The 22,027-nt window shown below is 62.9% G+C and carries 19 protein-coding genes; 8 read left to right on the forward strand and 11 right to left on the reverse strand.

Annotated features, from left to right (window positions below; genetic code table 11):
- The first annotated feature begins 97 nt into the window (after positions 1-97).
- The 6 genes from APH30_RS05825 to cmoB all read left to right on the forward strand — a co-directional run bounded on the left by APH30_RS05825 (position 98) and on the right by cmoB (position 8,883).
- Positions 98-1,432 carry a carbohydrate porin gene (locus tag APH30_RS05825; RefSeq protein ID WP_009681959.1) on the forward strand — a complete coding sequence of 445 codons (1,335 nt, stop codon included), beginning with the start codon at positions 98-100 and terminating at the stop codon, positions 1,430-1,432.
- 28 nt (positions 1,433-1,460) lie between these two features.
- Positions 1,461-3,872 carry a glucose/quinate/shikimate family membrane-bound PQQ-dependent dehydrogenase gene (locus APH30_RS05830; RefSeq protein ID WP_054911933.1) on the forward strand — a complete coding sequence of 804 codons (2,412 nt, stop codon included), beginning with the start codon at positions 1,461-1,463 and terminating at the stop codon, positions 3,870-3,872.
- A 155-nt stretch (positions 3,873-4,027) separates the two neighbouring features.
- Positions 4,028-6,448, forward strand: coding sequence for an endopeptidase La (lon, locus tag APH30_RS05835; RefSeq protein WP_054911934.1), 2,421 nt, complete (start codon positions 4,028-4,030; stop codon positions 6,446-6,448).
- Positions 6,449-6,705: 257 nt separating this feature from the next.
- Positions 6,706-7,098, forward strand: coding sequence for a protease inhibitor I42 family protein (locus APH30_RS05845; protein ID WP_009684752.1), 393 nt, complete (start codon positions 6,706-6,708; stop codon positions 7,096-7,098).
- Between the two features lie 88 nt (positions 7,099-7,186).
- Positions 7,187-7,930, forward strand: coding sequence for a carboxy-S-adenosyl-L-methionine synthase CmoA (cmoA, locus tag APH30_RS05850; RefSeq protein ID WP_054911936.1), 744 nt, complete (start codon positions 7,187-7,189; stop codon positions 7,928-7,930).
- Positions 7,927-8,883 carry a tRNA 5-methoxyuridine(34)/uridine 5-oxyacetic acid(34) synthase CmoB gene (cmoB, locus tag APH30_RS05855; RefSeq protein WP_054911937.1) on the forward strand — a complete coding sequence of 319 codons (957 nt, stop codon included), beginning with the start codon at positions 7,927-7,929 and terminating at the stop codon, positions 8,881-8,883. The genes cmoA and cmoB overlap by 4 nt, the downstream gene beginning before the upstream one ends.
- A gap of 242 nt (positions 8,884-9,125) precedes the next feature.
- On the opposite strand, the gene APH30_RS05860 is transcribed toward cmoB, so the two are convergent.
- On the reverse strand, positions 9,126-9,329 hold the full coding sequence (locus APH30_RS05860; protein WP_009684756.1) for a hypothetical protein: 204 nt from the start codon (positions 9,327-9,329) through the stop codon (positions 9,126-9,128).
- Positions 9,330-9,590: 261 nt separating this feature from the next.
- Between APH30_RS05860 and APH30_RS05865 the strand changes: the two genes are divergently transcribed.
- Together APH30_RS05865 and APH30_RS05870 are read left to right on the forward strand one after the other, a co-directional pair.
- Entirely contained in the window at positions 9,591-10,265 is a 675-nt protein-coding gene (locus APH30_RS05865; RefSeq protein ID WP_054911938.1) for a heavy metal response regulator transcription factor, read from the forward strand.
- Positions 10,262-11,644, forward strand: a complete 1,383-nt coding sequence (locus APH30_RS05870; RefSeq protein ID WP_054911939.1) for a heavy metal sensor histidine kinase — start codon at positions 10,262-10,264, stop codon at positions 11,642-11,644. The genes APH30_RS05865 and APH30_RS05870 overlap by 4 nt, the downstream gene beginning before the upstream one ends.
- Before the next feature lie 154 nt (positions 11,645-11,798).
- On the opposite strand, the gene pdxJ is transcribed toward APH30_RS05870, so the two are convergent.
- From pdxJ to rpoE, 10 genes are all read right to left on the reverse strand, one after another.
- On the reverse strand, positions 11,799-12,521 hold the full coding sequence (pdxJ, locus tag APH30_RS05875; RefSeq protein ID WP_220460431.1) for a pyridoxine 5'-phosphate synthase: 723 nt from the start codon (positions 12,519-12,521) through the stop codon (positions 11,799-11,801).
- A gap of 61 nt (positions 12,522-12,582) precedes the next feature.
- The gene (gene recO / locus APH30_RS05880) at positions 12,583-13,266 is read right to left on the reverse strand and encodes a DNA repair protein RecO (RefSeq protein WP_054911940.1); all 684 of its coding nucleotides are present in this window, start codon (positions 13,264-13,266) and stop codon (positions 12,583-12,585) included.
- Positions 13,267-13,431: 165 nt separating this feature from the next.
- Entirely contained in the window at positions 13,432-14,334 is a 903-nt protein-coding gene (gene era, locus APH30_RS05885; protein ID WP_003252061.1) for a GTPase Era, read from the reverse strand.
- The gene (gene rnc / locus APH30_RS05890; RefSeq protein WP_009684761.1) at positions 14,327-15,016 is read right to left on the reverse strand and encodes a ribonuclease III; all 690 of its coding nucleotides are present in this window, start codon (positions 15,014-15,016) and stop codon (positions 14,327-14,329) included. Before rnc ends, era begins: the two co-directional genes overlap by 8 nt.
- Positions 15,017-15,179: 163 nt before the next feature.
- Positions 15,180-16,034, reverse strand: coding sequence for a signal peptidase I (lepB, locus tag APH30_RS05895; protein ID WP_009684762.1), 855 nt, complete (start codon positions 16,032-16,034; stop codon positions 15,180-15,182).
- A gap of 5 nt (positions 16,035-16,039) precedes the next feature.
- Positions 16,040-17,839, reverse strand: a complete 1,800-nt coding sequence (lepA, locus tag APH30_RS05900) for a translation elongation factor 4 (protein WP_029886108.1) — start codon at positions 17,837-17,839, stop codon at positions 16,040-16,042.
- 181 nt (positions 17,840-18,020) lie between these two features.
- Complete coding sequence (locus tag APH30_RS05905; protein ID WP_029886109.1) at positions 18,021-19,454, reverse strand: DegQ family serine endoprotease; 1,434 nt, start codon at positions 19,452-19,454, stop codon at positions 18,021-18,023.
- A 176-nt stretch (positions 19,455-19,630) separates the two neighbouring features.
- Positions 19,631-20,596 (reverse strand): MucB/RseB C-terminal domain-containing protein, encoded by a 966-nt coding sequence (locus APH30_RS05910; RefSeq protein ID WP_054911941.1) that lies wholly within the window; start codon positions 20,594-20,596, stop codon positions 19,631-19,633.
- A gap of 12 nt (positions 20,597-20,608) precedes the next feature.
- Entirely contained in the window at positions 20,609-21,199 is a 591-nt protein-coding gene (locus APH30_RS05915; RefSeq protein WP_029886111.1) for a sigma-E factor negative regulatory protein, read from the reverse strand.
- Between the two features lie 31 nt (positions 21,200-21,230).
- Positions 21,231-21,812 carry an RNA polymerase sigma factor RpoE gene (gene rpoE / locus APH30_RS05920; protein ID WP_003252049.1) on the reverse strand — a complete coding sequence of 194 codons (582 nt, stop codon included), beginning with the start codon at positions 21,810-21,812 and terminating at the stop codon, positions 21,231-21,233.
- Between the last annotated feature and the right edge of the window lie 215 nt (positions 21,813-22,027).

Here is a 22,027-nt window from a genome sequence, read left to right on the forward strand (position 1 = left end):
AACGCTTCACTGAACTCCCACGTTGCCACATCCATTGAAAGCCTCGCCTTTCGATGCGCTTGCCGTTTTTTCAATAATCAGAAGATAGCGCTATCTCATGCTCCAACTGCCCAAAACCTGTTACATAGGCGTCGCCCTTGCTGCCTTGGCGACCCCCACCTGCGCCAGCGAAATGTTCGCCAACGACTCCCCGTGGATGCTCGGCGACTGGGGCGGCACCCGCACCCGGTTGCTTGAACAAGGCTACGACTTCACCCTCGGCTACACCGGCGAGATGGGCAGCAACCTGCACGGTGGCTACGACCATGACCGTACCGCGCGCTACAGCGACCAGTTCACCTTTGGCAGCCACCTGGACCTGGACAAGATCCTTGGCTGGCACGACACCGAAGTGCAACTGACCATCACCGAGCGCCACGGCGACAACATCAGCAACGACCGCATCAATGACCCACGCGTGGGTGGCTTTACCTCGGCCCAGGAAGTGTGGGGCCGCGGTGAAACCTGGCGGCTGACTCAAATGTGGATCAAGCAGAAGTACTTCGACGGCGCACTGGACGTGAAATTCGGCCGTTTCGGCGAAGGCGAGGACTTCAACAGTTTCCCCTGTGACTTCCAGAACCTGGCCTTCTGCGGCTCGCAGGTGGGCAACTGGGTGGGTGGCATCTGGTACAACTGGCCGGTCAGCCAATGGGCCCTGCGCGTGCGCTACAACCTCAGCCCCACCTTGTACGCGCAGGTTGGCGTGTTCGAACAGAACCCGTCCAACCTCGAGTCAGGTAACGGCTTCAAGCTCAGTGGCAGCGGCACCCAAGGTGCGGTCATGCCAGTCGAACTGGTATGGAGCCCGCGCGTCAAAGGCCTGAAAGGGGAATATCGCGCCGGCTACTACTACAGTAATGCCAAGGCACACGATGTTCTGAAGGACAGCAACGGCCAGCCGGCAGCCCTGAGCGGCGGCGCCTACCGCAGCAGCTCGAGCAAGCATGGCGTGTGGCTCGGCGCCCAGCAGCAGGTGACTGCACTGGCCTCCGACCATTCGCGTGGCCTGAGCCTGTTCGCCAACGCAACGATGCACGACAAGAAAACCAATGTCATCGACAACTATGTTCAGGCAGGACTGGTATTCAAAGGGCCTTTCGATGCCCGCGCCAAGGACGACATCGGCTTCGCCCTCGCCCGCGTGCACGTCAACCCTGGCTACCGCAAGAACGCCCGCCTGGCCAACCAGGCAGCCGGCCTTGACGATTACGACAACCCCGGCTTCCTGCCTGTGCAAGACACGGAATACAGCGCCGAGCTTTACTACGGCATTCATGTGGCCAACTGGCTCACGGTCCGCCCGAACCTGCAGTACATCCGCCACCCCGGCGGCGTGTCGCAAGTCGATGGCGCCCTGGTCGGTGGCCTGAAGATCCAAAGCAGTTTCTGAATTTTTTTGACGTGACGGAGAACCTGAAATGAGCACTGAAGGTGCCAACACTGGAAGCCGCTGGCTACCGCGCCTGATTGGCGCGCTGCTGTTGCTGATGGGCCTGGCCCTGCTGGCCGGCGGCATCAAGTTGAGCCAGCTGGGCGGCTCGCTGTACTACCTTGTTGCCGGTATCGGCTTTGCCTTGTCGGGCATTCTGCTGCTGGCCCAACGGCGCATCGCCTTGGGCCTGTACGGCCTGGTGCTGCTAGGCAGCACGGTATGGGCCTTGCTCGAAGTCGGCCTGGACTGGTGGCAACTGGTGCCGCGCCTGGCCATCTGGTTCGCCATCGGCGTGGTCCTGCTGCTACCGTGGGCACGCCGCCCGCTGATCGGCCCGGCCAGCACTGCCAACACGGCGGTGCTCAGCGTGGCCGTGGTGGCCGCAGGCGCCTGCGCCCTGGGCAGCCAGTTCACCCACCCGGGTGAGGTGTTTGGCGAACTGGGCCGCGACAGCAGCGAGATGGCCAGCGCCGCGCCGAGCATGCCGGACGGCGAATGGCAGGCTTATGGCCGTACCGAGCATGGCGACCGCTATTCGCCACTGCGCCAGATCACCCCGCAGAACGCCTACCGCCTGGAAGAAGCCTGGCGCATCCGCACCGGTGACCTGCCGACCGAGAACGACCCGGTCGAGCTGACCAACCAGAACACCCCACTGAAAGTCAACGGCATGCTGTATGCCTGCACCGCGCATAGCCGTCTGCTGGCACTCGACCCGGACACCGGCGCGGAAATCTGGCGCTATGACCCGCAGGTGAAGAGCCCCACCGGCACCTTCAAAGGCTTTGCCCACATGACCTGCCGCGGGGTTTCGTATTATGACGAGAACCGCTACGTCAGCCGCGACGGCAGCCCGGCCCCGAAAATCAGCGACGCCGGCCAAGCCGTGGCGCAGGCCTGCCCGCGCCGCCTGTATCTGCCCACCGCAGATGCGCGCCTGATCGCCATCAACGCCGACAACGGCAAGGTCTGCGAAGGCTTCGCCAACCAGGGTGTGATCGACCTGACAACCGGCATCGGCCCGTTCACCGCCGGCGGCTATTACTCCACCTCGCCCGCGGCCATTACCCGCGACCTGGTGATCATCGGCGGCCATGTCACCGACAACGAGTCCACCAACGAGCCGTCTGGCGTTATCCGCGCCTACGACGTGCACGACGGCCACCTGGTGTGGAACTGGGACAGCAACAACCCGGAAGACACCAAGCCGTTGGCCCCCGGCAAGATGTACAGCCGCAACTCGGCCAACATGTGGTCGATCGCCAGTGTCGACGAAGACCTCGGCATGATCTACCTGCCGCTGGGTAACCAGACCCCAGACCAGTGGGGCGCTGACCGCACCCCAGGCGCCGAGAAGTACAGCGCAGGTGTGGTAGCCCTGGACCTTGCGACCGGCAAGGCCCGCTGGAACTACCAGTTCACCCACCACGACCTGTGGGACATGGACGTCGGCAGCCAGCCGACCCTGGTGCACCTGAAGACCGACGATGGCATGAAACCGGCGATCATCGTGCCGACCAAGCAGGGTAGCCTGTATGTGCTCGACCGCCGCGACGGTACGCCAATCGTGCCGATCCGTGAAATCCCCACCCCGCAAGGTGCGGTGAAAGGCGACCACACTTCGCCGACCCAGGCCCGTTCCGACCTCAACCTGCTGGGCCCGGAACTGACCGAACAAGCCATGTGGGGCGCCACCCCGTTCGACCAGATGCTGTGCCGCATCCAGTTCCGCGAACTGCGCTACGAGGGCCAGTACACCCCACCGTCCGAGCAGGGCTCGCTGGTCTACCCAGGCAACGTAGGCGTATTCAACTGGGGCAGCGTATCGGTCGACCCGGTGCGCCAGTTGCTGTTCACCTCGCCCAACTACATGGCATTCGTGTCGAAGATGGTGCCGCGTGAACAGGTTGCCGAGGGCAGCAAGCGCGAAAGCGAAACCAGCGGCGTGCAGCCGAACACCGGTGCCCCGTATGCCGTGATCATGCACCCGTTCATGTCGCCCCTGGGCGTGCCGTGCCAGGCCCCGGCCTGGGGCTACGTGGCCGCCATCGACCTGTTCACCAACAAAGTCGTGTGGAAGCACAAGAACGGCACCACCCGTGACAGCACACCCGTGCCGATCGGCCTGCCGGTTGGCGTGCCCAGCATGGGCGGCTCGATCGTGACCGCAGGCGGCGTCGGTTTCCTCAGCGGGACCCTCGACCAGTACCTGCGCGCCTACGATGTGAACAACGGCAAGGAACTGTGGAAAGCCCGCCTGCCAGCGGGTGGCCAAGCCACCCCGATGACCTACACCGGCAAGGACGGCAAGCAATATGTGCTGGTGACCGCGGGCGGGCATGGCTCGCTGGGTACGCGGATGGGCGATTACATCATCGCTTACAAATTGGCTGAATAAGCTGCAAGTCACAAGCTACAAGCCGCAAGTAAAAGCGGGGCCAATGCGGTCCCGCTTTTTTCTTGCAGCTTGCAGCTTGCAGCTTGCAGCTTGAAACTTGAAACCCAATCCCCTGCGCCCCATCTAAGCACCATAGTCATTCACGCAGGTGCCCCATGAGCGACCAGCAGGATTTCCCGGAACACCCCGACGAACACAGCGAAGTCGAGCACACCACCCCCCAGGCCCAAGCCGGCCACGCCCTCGCCCTGCCCGGCCAACAACTGCCGGACAAGGTCTATGTGATTCCGATCCACAACCGCCCGTTCTTCCCGGCCCAGGTACTGCCTGTGATCGTCAACGAAGAGCCCTGGGCGGAAACCCTTGATCTGGTCGCCAAGTCCCCTGACCACTGCCTGGCCCTGTTCTTCATGGACACGCCGGCAGAAGACCACCGCCACTTCGATACCTCGGCATTGCCGCAATACGGCACGCTGGTCAAGGTGCACCATGCCAGCCGTGAAAACGGCAAGCTGCAGTTCGTGGCCCAAGGCCTGACCCGGGTACGTATCCGGACCTGGCTCAAGCATCACCGCCCGCCCTATCTGGTCGAAGTGGAATACCCGCGCCAGCCCGCCGAGCCTACCGACGAGGTCAAGGCCTACGGTATGGCCCTGATCAACGCGATCAAGGAACTGCTGCCGCTCAACCCGCTTTACAGCGAAGAGCTGAAGAACTACCTCAACCGCTTCAGCCCTAACGACCCGTCGCCGCTCACCGACTTCGCCGCCGCGCTGACCTCGGCTACCGGCGGCCAGTTGCAGGAAGTGCTGGACTGCGTGCCCATGCTCAAGCGCATGGAAAAAGTGCTGCCCATGTTGCGCAAGGAGGTCGAAGTCGCCCGCCTGCAAAACGAGATTTCGGCCGAGGTGAACCGCCAGATTGGCGAGCATCAGCGCGAGTTCTTCCTCAAGGAACAGCTCAAGGTCATTCAGCAGGAGCTGGGCCTTACCAAGGACGACCGCAGTGCCGACCTGGAGCAGTTCGAGCAGCGCCTGGAAGGCAAGACCCTGCCCGAGCAGGCGCGCAAACGCATCGATGAAGAAATGGGCAAACTGGCCATTCTGGAAACCGGTTCGCCCGAATACGCCGTCACCCGCAACTACCTGGAATGGGCCACTGCCCTGCCATGGGGCATCCATGGCAAGGACAAGCTCGACCTCAAGCACGCGCGCAAGGTACTCGACCAGCACCATGCAGGCCTCGACGACATCAAGGAACGCATCCTCGAGTTCCTCGCCGTTGGCGCCTGGAAAGGCGAGATCAGTGGCTCGATCGTGCTGCTGGTAGGCCCGCCCGGCGTGGGCAAGACCAGTATCGGCAAGTCGATTGCCGAGTCGCTCGGCCGGCCGTTCTACCGCTTCAGCGTCGGCGGCATGCGTGACGAGGCCGAGATCAAGGGCCACCGCCGCACCTACATCGGCGCCCAACCCGGCAAGCTGGTGCAGGCGTTGAAGGATGTCGAAGTGATGAACCCGGTCATCATGCTCGACGAGATCGACAAAATGGGCCAGAGCTACCAGGGCGACCCGGCCTCGGCGCTGCTGGAAACCCTCGACCCGGAACAGAACGTCGACTTCCTCGACCACTACCTGGACCTGCGCCTGGACCTGTCGAAAGTGCTCTTCGTGTGCACCGCCAACACCCTGGACTCGATCCCCGGCCCGCTGCTGGACCGCATGGAAGTGATCCGCCTGTCCGGCTATATCACCGAAGAAAAACTGGCCATCGCCAAGCGCCACCTGTGGCCCACGCAGTTGCAAAAGGCCGGGGTGGCCAAGGCCAGCCTGAGCATCAGCGACAGCGCGCTGCGCACGGTGATCGAGGGCTACGCCCGAGAGGCCGGGGTGCGCCAGCTGGAAAAGCAATTGGGCAAGCTGGTGCGCAAGGCGGTGGTCAAGCTGCTGGAAAACCCGGACGCCAAGCTGAAAATCGGCACCAAGGACCTGGAGGCCGCACTCGGCATGCCGGTGTTCCGCAGCGAGCAGGTGCTGGCTGGCAAAGGTGTGATCACTGGCCTGGCCTGGACCAGCATGGGCGGCGCGACCTTGCCGATCGAGGCAACCCGCATCCACACCCTCAACCGCGGCTTCAAGCTGACTGGCAAGCTGGGCGATGTGATGAAGGAATCGGCCGAGATCGCCTACAGCTACGTCAGCTCCAACCTCAAGCAGTTCGGGGGTGACCCCGGTTTCTTCAACGAAGCCTTCATTCACCTGCATGTGCCTGAAGGGGCCACCCCCAAGGACGGGCCGAGCGCTGGCATCACCATGGCCAGTGCCCTGCTGTCGCTGGCCCGCAACCAGGCACCGAAGAAAGGTGTGGCCATGACCGGCGAACTTACCCTCACCGGCCAGGTGCTGCCGATTGGCGGGGTGCGCGAGAAAGTGATCGCGGCACGGCGGCAGAAGATCTTCGAATTGATCTTGCCAGAGCCTAACCGCGGCGACTTCGAGGAACTGCCGGACTACCTGCGCGAAGGTTTGACGGTGCATTTTGCCAAACGCTTTGCCGACGTGGCGAAAGTACTGTTCTGACAGGCCTTGGGCTAATGCCAGTCAGTCAAGCCTTAGTGGCAGCCATTGGGCTGCTTCGCAGCCCATCGCCGGCAAGCCGGGCTCCCACAGGGGCAGTGCAGACCTCAAGCTTTGCGCGGTACCTGTGGGAGCCCGGCTTGCCGGCGATGGGCCGCACAGCGGCCCCAACCGCTTGACTGACCGGCATCAGGCACAAGCCCCACAAATTTCCTTGATCATCGGTTATCCTCAGGCCATCGCCAGCCTCCGGAGCCAACATGACCGCCCCTCGTCTGCTCGTTCCCCTGAGCTTCGCCCTGCTGGGCGCCTGCGCCCAGCAACCCACTCAACCCGTCGAACTGGACGCCGAAAGCGAGTGCCCCATCCGCCTGCAGGTTGGCCAGAACCTCACGCTGAGCCTGCCCAGCAACCCCTCTACCGGCTACCGTTGGCGTGTGCAGGACCCGGCAGCCGGTGTACTGCACAGCCTTGGCCCCGAGGTCTACAGCGCGCCAGACGACACAGGCATGGTCGGCAGCTCGGGCTTGTCCACCTGGCGCTACCAGGCCCACGCCCGGGGTGAAGGCAAGCTGGTGCTGGTCTACCAGCAGCCTTGGGCCACCGACGTCGCGCCCGTGCAAACCTTCGATTGCGCCCTTCGGGTCAACTGAGCTGCAGCGCCGGTCAGCCAATCATGCATCCAGGCCGCGGTTTGGCTAGAATGCCGCCCTTGCCTACCACCCGCAGCCTGGATCCGCCGTGAGCAAACAACCCGACCGCCTTTTTGCCCAACCCCTGGAGCAAGTGCCCGACTTCGTCTTCAACGAGGACGTGGTACGCGTGTTCCCAGACATGATCAAGCGCTCGGTGCCGGGGTATCCAACCATCGTGGAAAACCTCGGTGTGCTGGCCGCACGCTTTGCCCAGCCGCATACCGCCCTCTACGACCTGGGCGCATCGCTGGGTGCGGTCACCCAGTCGCTGCGCCGGCATGTGCGCAGCGATGGCTGCCGGGTGATCGCGGTCGACAACTCCGCCGCCATGGTCGAGCGCTGCCGCCAGTACCTCACCGCCCAGGACTCGATGTTCCAGGAGCTGTTGCCGGTACAGGTGCTCGAAGCCGATATCCTCGCCCTCCCCTTCGAGCCCGCGTCGGTGGTGGCGATGAACTTCACCCTGCAATTCATCGCCCCCGACCAACGCCTGCCACTGCTTGCCCGCATCCGCCAGGCACTGCTGCCCGGCGGTGCGTTGATCCTGTCGGAAAAGCTGCGCTTCGCCGATGAGCGAGCCCAGGACCTGCTCAATGAGCTGCACCTGGACTTCAAGCGGGCCAACGGTTACAGCGAACTCGAAATCGCCCAGAAACGCAGCGCCATTGAAAATGTGATGCGCCCCGATACCCTCGAAACCCACCAGGAGCGCCTGCTTGCCGCCGGCTTCTCGAAAGTGGTGCCGTGGTTCCAATGCCTTAACTTCGCCTCGTTGATAGCCCTGCCATGATCGATTTGTCTCCCCTGGTCCGCCGCCTGGCGGGTACCCCCCTGGCTTCCTGGTCGCAAGGCCTGCAAGCGCAACTGCAAGCCAAGCTGGAAAAGGGCCACGGTGACCTGGACCGCTGGCGCGGTGCGCTGGAAGCCTTGCCCGCCGTGCAAGCGAGTGAAGTCGACCTGGTCAACGGCCTGCGCCTGGACTGCGACTGCGACGCGGCCACCCGTGCACAGATGCGCCAGGCCTTGATGGGCCTGTCACCTTGGCGCAAAGGCCCGTTCGACCTGTTCGGCGTGCACATCGACACCGAATGGCGTTCCGACTGGAAGTGGTCTCGCGTGGCCCCCCACCTGGATCTCAAGGGCAAACGTGTGCTCGATGTCGGTTGTGGCAACGGCTACTACCAGTGGCGCATGCTCGGTGCGGGCGCCGACATGGTGATCGGCGTCGACCCCAACTGGCTGTTTTTCTGCCAGTTCCAGGCGGTGCAGCAATACCTGCCGGAGCTGCCCGCCTGGCACCTGCCTTTCGCGCTCGAAGAACTGCCGGCCAACCTGGAAGGGTTCGATACGGTGTTTTCCATGGGCGTGTTCTACCACCGCCGCTCGCCCATCGAGCACCTGCTGGCGCTGAAGGACTGCCTGGTCAAAGGGGGGGAGCTGGTACTGGAAACCCTGGTGGTCGAGGGTGATGAAAACCAGGTGCTGGTGCCCGAAGACCGCTACGCACAGATGCGCAATGTCTGGTACCTGCCTTCGGTACCGGCGTTGGCGCGCTGGTTGCGCCGTGCCGGCTTCAGCGACGTACGCTGCGTCGACGTGAGTGTGACCAGCATTGAAGAGCAGCGCAGCACCGACTGGATGCGTTACCAGTCCTTGGCTGACTTCCTCGACCCGAACGACCACAGCAAGACCATCGAAGGCCTGCCCGCACCACGCCGGGCCACCCTGCTGGCGCGCAAATAAAAAAAGCGCCCATGCGGGTAATGCCTGTCAGTTAAGTAATTTGGGGCCGCTTTGCGACCCTTCGCGGGCACGCCCGCTCCCACAGGGGATCGTGCATTTCTTGAGTTCAGCGCCCTGTGGGAGCGGGCGTGCCCGCGAAGGGCTGCAAAGCAGCCCCATTAACGCTCAACTGACAGGCATTACCCATGCGGGCGCCTGAAGACAGCGACGCCGGGGAGCAGTGTCGGCGCCGCTGCTGCGACTCAATCCTTGGCCACCTCACGGGCCTTCTCTTGCGCCTTGCGCTCGCGCTCGGCCACGGCCTGCTGCTTGTCGCCGTGCAGGCGCTGCTGGTCCTCGCGGAACGCTTGCCAGAACTGCCTGGAGCGCTCCGCACCGCCCTCGGCGTAGACACTGGCGCTGCCCAGGGCAAGGGTGGCCAACAGTAGGTATTTGGTCAGGTTCATCGGGGTTGCCTCATGGTAGCCGATCAGTCAGGCCATGGTCGCAGAGGCTGGCTAACAGCAAGGTGAGGCGCGGATTACAGTCCTGCAATGTGCCGGCGCAATCGCCATGCCGGCGCCGCAACGGACAGCCAGATAACACCCGCATTACAAATCCGTTATCTACGCCTCGGCCGCCAACGCATGCCGTAACATCCTGCGCCTTGACCCTGATGTCACTACAGGGTCGAGAATCGCCCACTTTTCACCACACCGAGCCAACCCATGCGCCTACTGATCATCGAGGACGAGCTGCGTACCGCCGATTACCTGCAGCAAGGGCTGCGCGAAAACGGCTATGTGGTCGACTGCGCCCATACCGGCACCGACGGCCTGCACCTGGCACTCCAGCACCCGTACGATCTGGTCATCCTCGACGTCAACCTGCCCGAGCTCGATGGCTGGACCGTGCTTCAGCGCCTGCGTGCCGAATCGGCCACGCGCATCATGATGCTGACCGCCCATGGCCGCCTGGCCGACCGGGTAAAGGGCCTGGACCTGGGCGCCGATGACTACCTGCTCAAACCCTTTGAATTCCCTGAACTGCTGGCGCGCATTCGCAGCCTGCTGCGCCGCAACGACCAGCAACTGCAACCCAGTACCCTGCTGGTCGCCGACCTTGAACTGGATCCGGGCCGGCACCGCGCCTATCGCGCCGGGCAACGCATCGACCTGACCGCCAAGGAGTTCGCCCTGCTCCACCTGCTGATGCGCCAAACCGGTGAAGTGCTGTCGCGCACGCAGATCATCTCACTGGTATGGGACATGAATTTCGATTGCGACACCAATGTGGTGGAGGTCTCGATCCGGCGCCTGCGCGCTAAGATCGACGACCCGTTCGACACCAAACTGATCCACACCCTGCGCGGTGTCGGTTACGTGCTGGAGGCGCGTTTTTGAAGACTACCAGCCTCTCTTTGCGCCTGGGCCTTAGCGTCACGCTGATGGGCGCTGCGCTGGTGTTGTTGCTGGCCTGCCTGGCCGTGTTCGCCCTGGATCACGAGCTGGACAGCCGCGCACGCAAGGACCTGGCGCGCAAGATGCTGCAGGTCGAGCACAACCTGCGCGTCGATCTGCGCAGCGAGGACCTGGGCACCAGGGCCCACCCCCTGCTCGACCTGGTGATGGGCCACGACAACCTCAGCCTCAGCGTACTGGCGCAGGAAAGCCGCCACCCGCACCTGCTCAGCCTGGGGCCGGCACTGGACTCGCGCGTCGCTGAGCTGCCCACCGACGAACGCCTGGCCTTTCACGCCTGGCGCGACAGCAGCGGCAACCAGATCCTGACCGTCAGCCGGTTGATGCGCCTGCGTGACAACACCCCGGTCAAGGTGCTGATGTCGCTCAACCGCGCCGACGATAACGCCCTGTTGCAGGCGTACCTGCACTCAACCCTGCTGGCGCTGCCGCTGCTGCTGCTGCTGATTGGCGCGGGTGCCTGGTGGCTGATGCAGCGCGGCCTCAAGCCCCTGCGCCATTTCCGGCGCATCGCTGGCCAGGTTTCGGCCCAGGACCTGCAGCATCGCCTGCCCGCCAGCGGCCTGCCACTGGAACTGGCTGAACTCGCGCGCAGCATCAACGTGATGCTCGACCGCCTTGACCAGGGTGTCAGCCAGCTCGCGCAGTTCTCCGACGACTTGGCGCACGAACTGCGTACCCCCTTGAGCAACCTGATGGGCAAGGCCCAGGTGACCCTGGCGCGCGAACGGGAGAACGCCAACTACCGGGAGGTGCTGGAAGACAGTATCGAGGAGCTGACCCGGCTCAACCGCATCATCAATGACATGCTGTTTCTCGCCCAGGTCAGCCAACCGCAAACCCAGGTGGCGCTCAAGCCCTTGGCGTTGGCCGACGAGACTGCCCGGGTAGTCGAGCTGTTCGCCTTCAGTGCCGAGCTCAAAGGCGTAGCGCTGCGGGTGCAGGGTTGGGGCACGGCGTTGGGCGACCGGTTGATGGTTCAACGGGCGCTGTCGAACCTGTTGAGTAATGCCATACGGCACAGCCCTGAGGGTGAACCGGTCGACTTGCATATCCAGCGTACAGGCAACGAAATACGGCTATCTGTGCAGAACCGTGGGCCAGGCATCGCTGCGGCTGAGCAGCCACAGCTGTTCGAACGCTTTTACCGGGTGGGTTCGGGGCGCTCGCGGTTGGAGGGCGGGACCGGCTTGGGGCTGGCGATCGTCAAATCGATCATGCAACTGCACAGCGGGCGGGTTGAGGTGAGCAGCAGCCCCTTGGGGCCGACCCGCTTTACCCTGGTGTTTCCTGCCGAGTGATCGGCCGCCTGTACCTGCCCTTTCGCGGGTAAACCCGCTCCTACACAGGTACCACAACCCCTGTAGGAGCGAGTTCACCCGCGAATAGGCCAGTACCACAACCCCTGTAGGAGCGGGTTCACCCGCGAATAGGCCGGTACAGGCAACTGACAGATCAGCGCGAAGCCGCGACGATCAGGGCTTTCATCTCGGCCACAGCAGCCTTGAAGCCCACGAACAGGGCATGCGCCACCAATGCGTGGCCAATGTTCAGCTCATTGATACCCTTGATCGCCGCCACAGCCTCGACGTTGTGGTAATGCAGGCCATGGCCGGCATTGACGATCAGCCCCTGACCCACGCCAAACGCCACACCGTCGACAATGCGCCGCAGCTCATCGGCCACCTCGGCTGGGGTTTGCGCGTCGGCATAGCGCCCGGTGTGCAGCTCGATGGCGGGGGCGCCGACCCGGCGTGAGGCCTCGATCTGCCGCTCGTCAGCATCGATGAACAGCGACACTTCGGCGCCAGTGCGTGCCAGGCGTTCGACCGCCGCCTTGATCCGTGCCTCCTGCCCGGCCACGTCCAGGCCACCTTCGGTGGTCAGCTCCTGACGGGTTTCAGGCACCAGGCAAATGTGCGCCGGGCGAATTTTCTCGGCAAAGGCCATCATCTCTTCGGTGACGCCCATTTCGAAGTTCATGCGCGTCTGCAGCACGTCCTTGAGCAGCACCACGTCGCGCTCCTGAATGTGCCGGCGATCTTCGCGCAGGTGCACGGTAATGCCGTCGGCGCCTGCTTCCTCGGCATCCAGGGCAGCCTTGACCGGGTCAGGGTAACGCGTGCCGCGGGCCTGGCGCAGGGTTGCCACGTGGTCGATGTTGACGCCAAGAAGCATGCGGTTGCTGTGAGTCACGAAAGGCTCTCCTGAAGATTGAGGCCCACAGCATACGTCGTGATCAGCGCTTGCGAAACAGTTCCCGGCTGACCAGTGGCTTGCCGCCCAGGTGAACGGCCAGGGCCTGGCGCATCAGGCGCTTGGCGGCGAGCAAGGCACCGTCCGCGCTCCAATCGGCTTGCGCCAGGGCCAGCAGCTCGGTGCCGCGGAACAAGCCGGGTTGCACCAGTTCGACCCGCTCCAGGCCTGCGTCCACGCGCAAGCGGTACAGGCCATCGGCGGCAATGGGGTGATCGTTGATGTCCTGGCTCAGGGAAAACGCGTAACCAAGCTCATCGAGCAGCCGCCATTCGAACGATCGCAGCAGCGGCTCCAGCGGGCGCCCCTCGGCCAAGGCCTGCAGGGTGAGTGCGTAGTGCTCGAAAAGGGCCACGAATGGCGCCTCGGCAGGCAGCAGGCGCATCAGCAACTCGTTGAGGTACAGCCCGCTGAACAGTGCATCGCCATGCAACCAGGCGGCGATGCCGGCGCTGTCCATGCGCCCGACATTCTTCAGCTCGCCACGCCCGCGCAGTTCGAGCTCCAGCGGCACGAACGGCCGTACCAGGCTGCCACCCTTGCCGCGCGCACGGCGCAGTACCGCGCGCATGCGGCCCTGCGGGGTGAAAAAGTCCACCAGCGCACTGGTTTCCTTGTAGGCGCGGCTGTGCAGCACATAGGCTGGCTGGCCGACAGGTTGTTCCATGGGAGATCACTCGTTCCCTGTAGCCAGGAAAACCGCACAGTGGGGCGGCTGTGCAGCCCATCGCCGGCAAGCCACACACCGACCGCATCGCACCCAGGGCTTGTGCAGCACCTGTGGCAGCTGGCTTGCCGGCGATGGGCCGCACAGCGGCCCCAACAGTATTGCTTACAGGTCGCCGTAACCCAGTGAACGCAACGCGCGCTCATCGTCGGACCAGCCACCTTTCACCTTGACCCACAGGTTGAGCATGACCTTGGAGTCGAACAGCACTTCCATGTCTTTGCGCGCCTCGGAGCCGATGCGCTTGATGCGCTCGCCCTTGTCGCCAATGATGATCTTCTTCTGGCCATCGCGCTCAACCAGGATCAGCGCGTGGATGTGCAGCACGTGCCCCTGCTGCTTGAATTCCTCGATCTCCACGGTGATCTGGTAAGGCAACTCGGCCCCCAGCTGGCGCATGATCTTCTCGCGCACCAGTTCGGCCGCCAGGAAACGGCTGCTGCGGTCGGTGATCTGGTCTTCCGGGAAGAAGTGGTCATTTTCCGGCAGGTGCTTGGCGATCTGCGCTTCCAGCGCCTCGAGGTTATGGCCCTGCTGCGCAGAAATCGGCATCACCTCGGCGTTCGGCAATTGCTCCTGCAGCCATTGCAGGTGCGGGATCAGCTCGGCCTTCTCTTCCATGCGGTCGGTCTTGTTGACTGCGATGATCAGCGGCCCGGTCACGTACTGCACGCGCTCCAGCACCAGTTGGTCCTCGTCGGTCCACTTGGTACGGTCGACCACAAAGATCACCACGTCGACGTCTTTCAGGGCCGCCGAAGCATTGCGGTTCATGTAGCGGTTCAGGGCCTTGTCGTTGGCCTTGTGCATGCCAGGGGTATCGACGTAGATCGCCTGCACATCACCTTCGGTCTTGATGCCGAGCATGTTGTGGCGGGTGGTCTGCGGCTTGCGCGAGGTAATCGCCAGCTTCTGGCCGAGGATGTGGTTGAGCAGGGTCGACTTGCCCACGTTCGGGCGGCCGACAATGGCTACATAGCCGCAGCGGGTCGGGTTGCTATCAGTCATTGCCATTCTCCACGCCCAGGGCGATCAGTGCAGACGCAGCGGCAACTTGCTCGGCAATACGCCGGCTAACGCCTTGGCCACGGCTCTTGTTGTTCAGCAGCACCACTTCGCATTCGACGAAGAAGGTGCGGCAGTGCGGCTCGCCCTGGATATCCACCACTTCGTAGCGCGGCAGCTCGCAGCTGCGCGACTGCAGGAACTCTTGCAGGCGGGTTTTCGGGTCCTTGTTGGTGTCGACCAGGGTCAGGCCCTCGAACTCATTGGCCAGCCAGGCCAGCACGCGCTCGCGGGCGGTTTCCATATCGGCGTCCAGGTAAATGGCGCCAATCAGTGCTTCCAGCGCATCGGCAAGGATCGACTCGCGGCGAAAACCACCGCTCTTGAGCTCGCCGGACCCCAGGCGCAGGTACTCACCAAGGTCGAAGCCACGGGCCAGGCGGGCCAGGGTTTCGCCCTTGACCAGCCGCGCCCGCAGGCGCGACAGCTGGCCTTCGCGGGCCTGCGGAAAACGCTCGAACAGCGCTTCACCGGCGACGAAGTTGAGAATGGCGTCACCCAGGAACTCCAGGCGCTCGTTGTTGCGCCCGGCGTAACTGCGATGGGTCAGCGCCAGGAGCATCTGGTCCTGGTTCTTGAAGGTGTAGCCGAGCTTTCGCTCCAGACGGGCAAGGGAAGCACTCATGCGGCCACCCGTTGGTTATTTAACGCGTTGTTCAAATCAACATCCTGAAAGACTGTTTGGCTGTGGCCCGCCGCGCGATGTGCGGCGAATCTCCCGATCCCTGAGAACACAGCCTATGTCAGAAATGCATTCGGCGCTGTCTGCTGGACAGCGCCGATGGGTATCAATGGATCAAACCGACCCGCGACAGGTTGGGCAGGTGGCTGAGCTTGGGTTCCGGCCAGCTCATCCATACCGCGAAGGCCTTGCCGACGATGTTCCGGTCCGGAACCATGCCGTGCAGCTCCTTGGGAATGTTCGGGTCATCCCAGAAACGGCTGTCGTTGGAGTTGTCGCGGTTGTCGCCCATCATGAAGTAGTGGCCTGCCGGCACGGTCCATTGCTGGTCCGGCGGCATGCGATAGCGGCTCATTTCCTTGCGGATCAGGTGTTCGGTCTCGCCCAGCTTTTCCTTGTACAGCGTGGCGCTGCCCAAGGTGCCCGGCTCGCTACCTACCAGCTGTTCGGCAACCGGCTGGCCGTTGACGAACAGGCGCTTGTCGTTGGTGTAACGCACCACGTCGCCTGGCAGGCCGACCACACGCTTGATGTAGTTGACGTTCGGGTCGCTCGGGTAACGGAACACCATGACGTCGCCGCGCTGCGGGTCACCCACTTCGATGACCTTCTTGTCGATCACCGGCAGGCGAATGCCATAGGAGAACTTGTTCACCAGGATGAAATCGCCCACTTCCAGAGTGGGTTTCATCGACCCCGAAGGGATCTGGAACGGCTCGACCAGGAACGAGCGCAGTACCAGTACGATGAACAGCACCGGGAAGAACGACTTGCCGTACTCGACCAGCAACGGTTCCTTGTTCAGACGCTCGACCACCGCCATTTCAGGCTGGCTTACGCTGCCCTGATAGTTGGCAATTGCCGCACGCCGGCGCGGGGCCAGGAACAGCAAGTCGATCAAGCCCAGCAAACCGCAGACGAATACGGCAATGACCAGCAACAGCGGGAAATTTAGCGACATAGGACCTAGCTATCCAACCTGAGCACGGCGAGGAAGGCTTCCTGTGGAATTTCCACGTTGCCCACCTGTTTCATGCGTTTCTTACCGGCCTTCTGCTTCTCCAGCAGTTTCTTCTTACGGCTGACGTCACCACCGTAGCACTTGGCCAGTACGTTCTTTCTGAGCGCCTTGACGGTTGTCCGGGCAATGATCTGGCCGCCAATGGCTGCCTGGATCGCCACGTCGAACATCTGCCGAGGGATCAGTTCCTTCATCTTCTCGGTCAACGCACGGCCTTTGTAGGCCGCGTTGTCGCGGTGCACGATCAATGCCAGGGCATCGACCTTGTCGCCGTTGATCAGCACGTCCAGCTTGACCAGGTTGGCCGACTGGTAGCGATCAAAATGGTAATCCAGCGAAGCATAGCCGCGGCTGGTGGATTTGAGGCGGTCGAAGAAGTCCAGCACCACTTCGTTCATCGGCATGTCATAGCGCACCTGCACCTGGCTGCCGAGGAACTGCATGTCGCGCTGCACGCCACGCTTCTCGATGCACAAGGTGATCACGTTACCCAGGTGCTCCTGCGGCACCAGAATGGTCGCGGTCACGATCGGCTCGCGGAAGTCGGCCACGGCTGAAACATCCGGGAGCTTGGACGGGTTGTCGACGACAATAGTTTCGCCGGTTTTCAACTCCAGCTCGTAGATCACGCTGGGTGCGGTGGTGATCAGGTCCAGGTCGTACTCGCGCTCCAGGCGCTCCTGGATGATCTCCATGTGCAGCATGCCGAGGAAGCCGCAACGGAAACCGAAGCCCAGTGCATCGGAGCTTTCCGGCATGTACTGCAGCGACGAATCGTTCAGGGTGAGCTTCTGCAGGGCATCGCGGAAGTCTTCGAAGTCGTCGGAGCTGACCGGGAACAGGCCTGCGTAGACCTGCGGCTGGATTTTCTTGAAGCCTGGCAGCACTTCGACCTCGGGGGTCGAGGACAAGGTCAGGGTGTCGCCTACCGGGGCACCGTGAATGTCCTTGATGCTGGCGATGATGAAGCCCACTTCACCGGCTTTCAGGTCGGCGGTCTGGGTGTGTTTCGGGGTGAACACCCCCACGCTGTCGACCAGGTGCACCTTGCCGGTGGACTTGACCAGGATCTTGTCGCCCTTCTTGACGCGCCCCTGGCGCACGCGCACCAGCGAGACCACGCCCAGGTAGTTGTCGAACCAGGAGTCGATGATCAGCGCTTGCAGCGGCGCATCGATTTCGCCCACGGGTGCCGGGATCGAGTGCACCAGGCGCTCGAGCACCTCGTCCACACCCATGCCGCTCTTGGCACTGCAGGCCACGGCGTCAGTGGCGTCGATACCGATGATTTTCTCGATTTCGTCCTTGACGCGGTCCGGGTCGGCCTGGGGCAGGTCCATCTTGTTGAGGACCGGCATGACCTCCAGGCCCTGCTCGATGGCAGTGTAGCAGTTGGCTACCGACTGGGCCTCTACACCCTGGCCGGCGTCGACCACCAGCAGTGCGCCTTCACAGGCTGCCAGCGAGCGCGAGACTTCGTAGGTGAAGTCGACGTGGCCGGGGGTGTCGATGAAGTTCAGCTGGTAGATCTTGCCGTCCTGCGCCTTGTAGTGCAGCGTGACGCTGTGGGCCTTGATGGTAATACCGCGTTCGCGCTCCAGGTCCATGGAGTCCAGTACCTGGGCTTCCATTTCGCGAGCCGTCAGGCCACCGCACATCTGGATGAAACGGTCGGCCAGCGTCGACTTGCCATGGTCGATGTGGGCGATGATGGAGAAATTGCGGATATGACTCAAATCACTCACGGGTCAACACTCGAAAAGGCTGCGAGCCGGACGCCCGCCGAAAAATAGCCGGGCATTGTACCTTAAGCTGTTCGCAGATGGGAGATTCCTCTGCCCGACTGTACACAACTACCCGCCAGTCAATTGTGAATATTCATGAAAAAGGGCAGCCGAAGCTGCCCTTTTCGCCCCACCTGGCCGCTTATTCAGCGAGCTTGAAGGTGATGAAGCTGGCACGGCCCTGACGCAGCACGCGCATCGACACCGAGCGGTTCTTCGGCAGTTCCTTGGCGATTTCGGTGAATTCCTTGGCCGAGCCGATGGCCTGGTTGTTCAGGTGGCTGATGACGTCACCCGGGCGCAGGCCGATGAGCGCTGCCGGACCATCCTGGACTTCCTTGATCACCACGCCGCCCTTGAGCTCGAGGGATTTTTTCTGCTCGGCGGTCAGGTCGGCGACCGCGACACCCAGGCGGTTGCTGCTGCGCTCGGTGCTGCCGTCGGCACCGGCGGTGATGTCGGCGTCGTCGTCCGGCATGGCGCCCACGGCCACGTCCAGGGTCTGGCGCTTGCCGTTGCGGATGATTTCCAGCTTGGCTTTCTCGCCATCCTTGAGGCTGCCGACCAGGTGCGGCAGGTCGGCCGACATGACGATCGGCTGGCCGTTCATGCTCAGGATCACGTCACCCACCTGCAAGCCACCCTTGGCAGCCGGGCCGTTTTCCAGCACCTGGGCTACCAGGGCGCCGGCCGGCTTGTCGAGGCCGAAGGATTCGGCCAGGTCCTTGTTGACCTCCTGAATCACCACGCCCAGCCAGCCGCGGCTGACTTTGCCGTCTTTCTTCAACTGGTTGGAAACGTCGAGCGCCACATCGATCGGGATGGCGAACGACAGGCCCATGAAGCCGCCCGAACGGGTGAAGATCTGCGAGTTGATACCCACCACCTCGCCCTTCATGTTGAACAGCGGACCACCGGAGTTACCCGGGTTGATGGCCACGTCGGTCTGGATGAACGGCACATAGGTATCGTTGGGCAGGGTGCGGCCCTTGGCGCTGACGATGCCCTTGGTCACCGAGTGGTCGAAGCCGAACGGCGAACCGATGGCCAATACCCACTCGCCCACCTTGAGCTTCTCGGAGTCACCCAGTTTCACGGTGGGCAGGTTCTTGCCATCGACCTTGAGCAAGGCCACGTCGGTACGGGGATCGGTGCCGATCAGCTTGGCCTGCAGCTCACTGCGGTCCGACAGGCGGACGATGATCTCGTCGGCATCGGCGACCACATGGTTGTTGGTCAACACATAGCCATCGCTGGAAATGATGAAGCCAGAGCCCAGCGACATGGCCTCACGCTGGCGATCGCCACGCGGCGAGCGCGGCTGTTGCGGCATGTTGCGCTCGAAGAATTCGCGGAACATCGGCGGCAGGCCTTCCAGGTCCGGCATCTGGCCCTGGGCGACGCGGCGGTCCGGCAGCTTCTGCTTGGTGCTGATGTTGACCACCGCGGGCGAGGCCTGCTCGACCAGCGTGGTGAAGTCCGGCAGGGCTTCGTCGGCCTGGGCGGTGAGCGCCTGGCCGAGCATCAGCACGGTGGCGACCATCATTAGGTAGGATTTCAAGCGTGGTATTGACATACGGCTCCCGTCACAACGAGCGGTAGTTAGAAAGGCCCCTGCACAAAACAGGAAAGGCCAGGCTCCTGAAAGCCTGACCTATAGAAAATTTGCCGCAGGATTGCAAATGACAATGCTTTAATTTCATTTCAGGCGCGTGCCCGGCTGCCTTTGGCACGGCCCGCAAACGGGCGCCATTACTGGCGTGCCTGGGCATCCTGAGGTCGCATGGACAGGGCAACACGCTCTGCCGTACCCAGGGGGATTTCACCGACGACCGTCACCATGACCTTGCCCTTGGGCGTATTCAGGCGACGCGAAACCGCCGACGTCGGCCCAAGCTGGGTGCGCACATCGTTACCACCGTCATCCTTGACCGGCTCGAGGAACACCGAGAAGCGCGCCAGGCCATCGTCGTACATCAGGCTACTGACCGAGCTGCCAAGCTTGGGGTCGCGGTGCACGGTGCTGTTGACCAGTTCGAAGCCCGGCGGCAACCAGTCCGAACGCCAGGCGGCGATGTTGTCATTGCTGACCGAGGCCACATGCTGCACAGGCTTGCAGGCGGCGCTTGGTTGCAGGTCGCTGTCGCTGGGCAGGTCATCGGTATCGAGACGGGTCATCTGGAAGCGTTCCAGCAACTGCCCCTTGTCGTTGAGCATCAAGGAGCGCAGCGGCAGGCCGGTCTTGCGGTCCAGGTGCAATTCGAAGGCATAGCGGTGCTGGTCGCGCGGCGTGAGCGTCACAATCACGGCGTCACGCCCGGCCACGCGTGACTTGCCCGCCATGCTCAGGTCGTACCAACCCATGAGCTTCAGGGGATCGAGCACACGCGGTGCAGTATCTGGAGGGCTGGTAACCCCGCTGGCCAAGGCGCCGCTGACACACGCCACCTTGCCATCCACGCGCACGATTTCCTCGGCAGCGCCGTCGAGCTGCAATAGCCGCTCGCTGACCTTGCCGCCCTCTACCCTGTGCCAGATATCGTGGGAAGAAAAACTACCGTTGCGTTCGTAGACGAAAGCGCCTTGGTAGCTCTGTTTTTGCTCGGCCTGTGCCAGCTTGTTCAGCCATTCACTCGCCTCGGGCGAAGAATTGGCTGCCAACGCTGGCACCGTCATGCAGCTGCCAACCAGCAGCGTCAGGAGAGGTAGCGCGCGCATGAGCCTCCTTACTTAACGGTTTTCCAGGCTGGCAGCGCGGGCATACGGCAGTGCAGTTTCAGTACCCTTGAGCGCAGACTCCTGAGCATGCTGGCGCAGGTAACCTGGCAGACGCTGGTCCCAGCCGGCCTGGTTCTGCAGCACACCGTTGGCCATTGGCCCGGTCGGTTGCTCGCTGCTCTCGGTGTAACCTGCCAATACTGCAGGGCCCTGTGCTTGTGGCACGCTCACGCCCTGCTGGACCGGCTGCTGGGCAGCCAGCTCGGCACCGGTGATCTCGTCCTGGTTGTACATGCGCACACCCGCCAGCACTGCCACGGTGACCGAAGCAGCCACAGCCAGGCGGCCGATGCTGCGCCACGGGCCCTTGTTGACCTTGGCCGGCACGGCTTCATCGGCCAGCGCCGCAGACACCGCCGAGGCGATATCCAGGTTGGGCAGCAGCAACTCCTTGTGCATGGCTGCGCGGGCTACCTGGTAACGGGACCAGGTGGCACGGGTTTCGGCTTCGTCGACGGCGTTCAACACCCGACGCAATTCCAGTTCGTCCGCTTCGTTATCCATTACCGCGGACAGCGATTCCTGCAAAGCTTCACGACTCATGGCGGTTCCTCTCTTGGCTGTCGCCGCTGTCTCAGGTTTCCTGCAACAACGGTTGCAGGGCTTTGTCTATGGCCTCCCGAGCGCGGAAGATTCGAGAGCGCACGGTACCCACCGGACATTGCATGACACTGGCAATGTCTTCGTAACTCAGGCCATCGAACTCACGCAGGGTAAGCGCCGTGCGCAGGTCTTCGGGCAGTTGCTGGATGGTGCGATGGACGGTGCCTTCGATCTCATCCCGCAACAACGAGCGCTCTGGAGACTCAAGATCCTTGAGGCCATGATCGCCGTCGTAAAACTCCGCATCCTCGGAGCTGACATCGCTGTCTGGCGGCCGTCTTCCACGGGACACCAGGTAGTTCTTCGCCGTGTTGATGGCGATGCGGTACAGCCACGTGTAAAACGCACTGTCGCCGCGGAAATTGCCAAGTGCACGGTAGGCCTTGATAAAGGCTTCCTGCGCAACATCCTGGGCCTCGTGGGTATCGTGAACGAACCGCACGATCAACCCGAGAATCTTGTGCTGATACTTCAGCACCAACAGATCGAACGCTCGCCTGTCGCCGCGCTGCACGCGCTCGACAAGTTGCTGATCCTCTTCCTGGGTTAGCATGAACACTCCTCAGTGAACTCGAAGGAGCGTTGCAACAGCCATCGCTCAGGCTTGCAACCATAGACTCGGGCTTTTCGCAAAAGTTCTCCCCTCCAAGCAAGTTTCCTGCAGCCCTTGGTCGGCTTGCACGGAAGACGAGGCACGGTCATCGCCGGCTTCGTCGATAATCAGGTTACGTGTACGCAGGGACAGCCGGGACAGGCCTGCCGCCCTGC

The sequence above is a fragment of the Pseudomonas sp. NBRC 111127 genome (assembly GCF_001320345.1).
GTDB lineage: Bacteria > Pseudomonadota > Gammaproteobacteria > Pseudomonadales > Pseudomonadaceae > Aquipseudomonas > Aquipseudomonas juntendi.

What these genes read in the sequence shown, in the direction of transcription:
- APH30_RS05825 (WP_009681959.1), top strand. Translation starts at nt 98, where the DNA reads ATGCTCCAACTGCCCAAAACCTGTTACATAGGCGTCGCCCTTGCTGCC.
- APH30_RS05830 (WP_054911933.1), top strand. Translation starts at nt 1,461, where the DNA reads ATGAGCACTGAAGGTGCCAACACTGGAAGCCGCTGGCTACCGCGCCTG.
- lon (WP_054911934.1), top strand. Translation starts at nt 4,028, where the DNA reads ATGAGCGACCAGCAGGATTTCCCGGAACACCCCGACGAACACAGCGAA.
- APH30_RS05845 (WP_009684752.1), top strand. Translation starts at nt 6,706, where the DNA reads ATGACCGCCCCTCGTCTGCTCGTTCCCCTGAGCTTCGCCCTGCTGGGC.
- cmoB (WP_054911937.1), top strand. Translation starts at nt 7,927, where the DNA reads ATGATCGATTTGTCTCCCCTGGTCCGCCGCCTGGCGGGTACCCCCCTG.
- APH30_RS05860 (WP_009684756.1), bottom strand. Translation starts at nt 9,329, where the DNA reads ATGAACCTGACCAAATACCTACTGTTGGCCACCCTTGCCCTGGGCAGC.
- APH30_RS05865 (WP_054911938.1), top strand. Translation starts at nt 9,591, where the DNA reads ATGCGCCTACTGATCATCGAGGACGAGCTGCGTACCGCCGATTACCTG.
- pdxJ (WP_220460431.1), bottom strand. Translation starts at nt 12,521, where the DNA reads ATGCTTCTTGGCGTCAACATCGACCACGTGGCAACCCTGCGCCAGGCC.
- recO (WP_054911940.1), bottom strand. Translation starts at nt 13,266, where the DNA reads ATGGAACAACCTGTCGGCCAGCCAGCCTATGTGCTGCACAGCCGCGCC.
- era (WP_003252061.1), bottom strand. Translation starts at nt 14,334, where the DNA reads ATGACTGATAGCAACCCGACCCGCTGCGGCTATGTAGCCATTGTCGGC.
- rnc (WP_009684761.1), bottom strand. Translation starts at nt 15,016, where the DNA reads ATGAGTGCTTCCCTTGCCCGTCTGGAGCGAAAGCTCGGCTACACCTTC.
- lepB (WP_009684762.1), bottom strand. Translation starts at nt 16,034, where the DNA reads ATGTCGCTAAATTTCCCGCTGTTGCTGGTCATTGCCGTATTCGTCTGC.
- APH30_RS05905 (WP_029886109.1), bottom strand. Translation starts at nt 19,454, where the DNA reads ATGTCAATACCACGCTTGAAATCCTACCTAATGATGGTCGCCACCGTG.
- APH30_RS05910 (WP_054911941.1), bottom strand. Translation starts at nt 20,596, where the DNA reads ATGCGCGCGCTACCTCTCCTGACGCTGCTGGTTGGCAGCTGCATGACG.
- APH30_RS05915 (WP_029886111.1), bottom strand. Translation starts at nt 21,199, where the DNA reads ATGAGTCGTGAAGCTTTGCAGGAATCGCTGTCCGCGGTAATGGATAAC.
- rpoE (WP_003252049.1), bottom strand. Translation starts at nt 21,812, where the DNA reads ATGCTAACCCAGGAAGAGGATCAGCAACTTGTCGAGCGCGTGCAGCGC.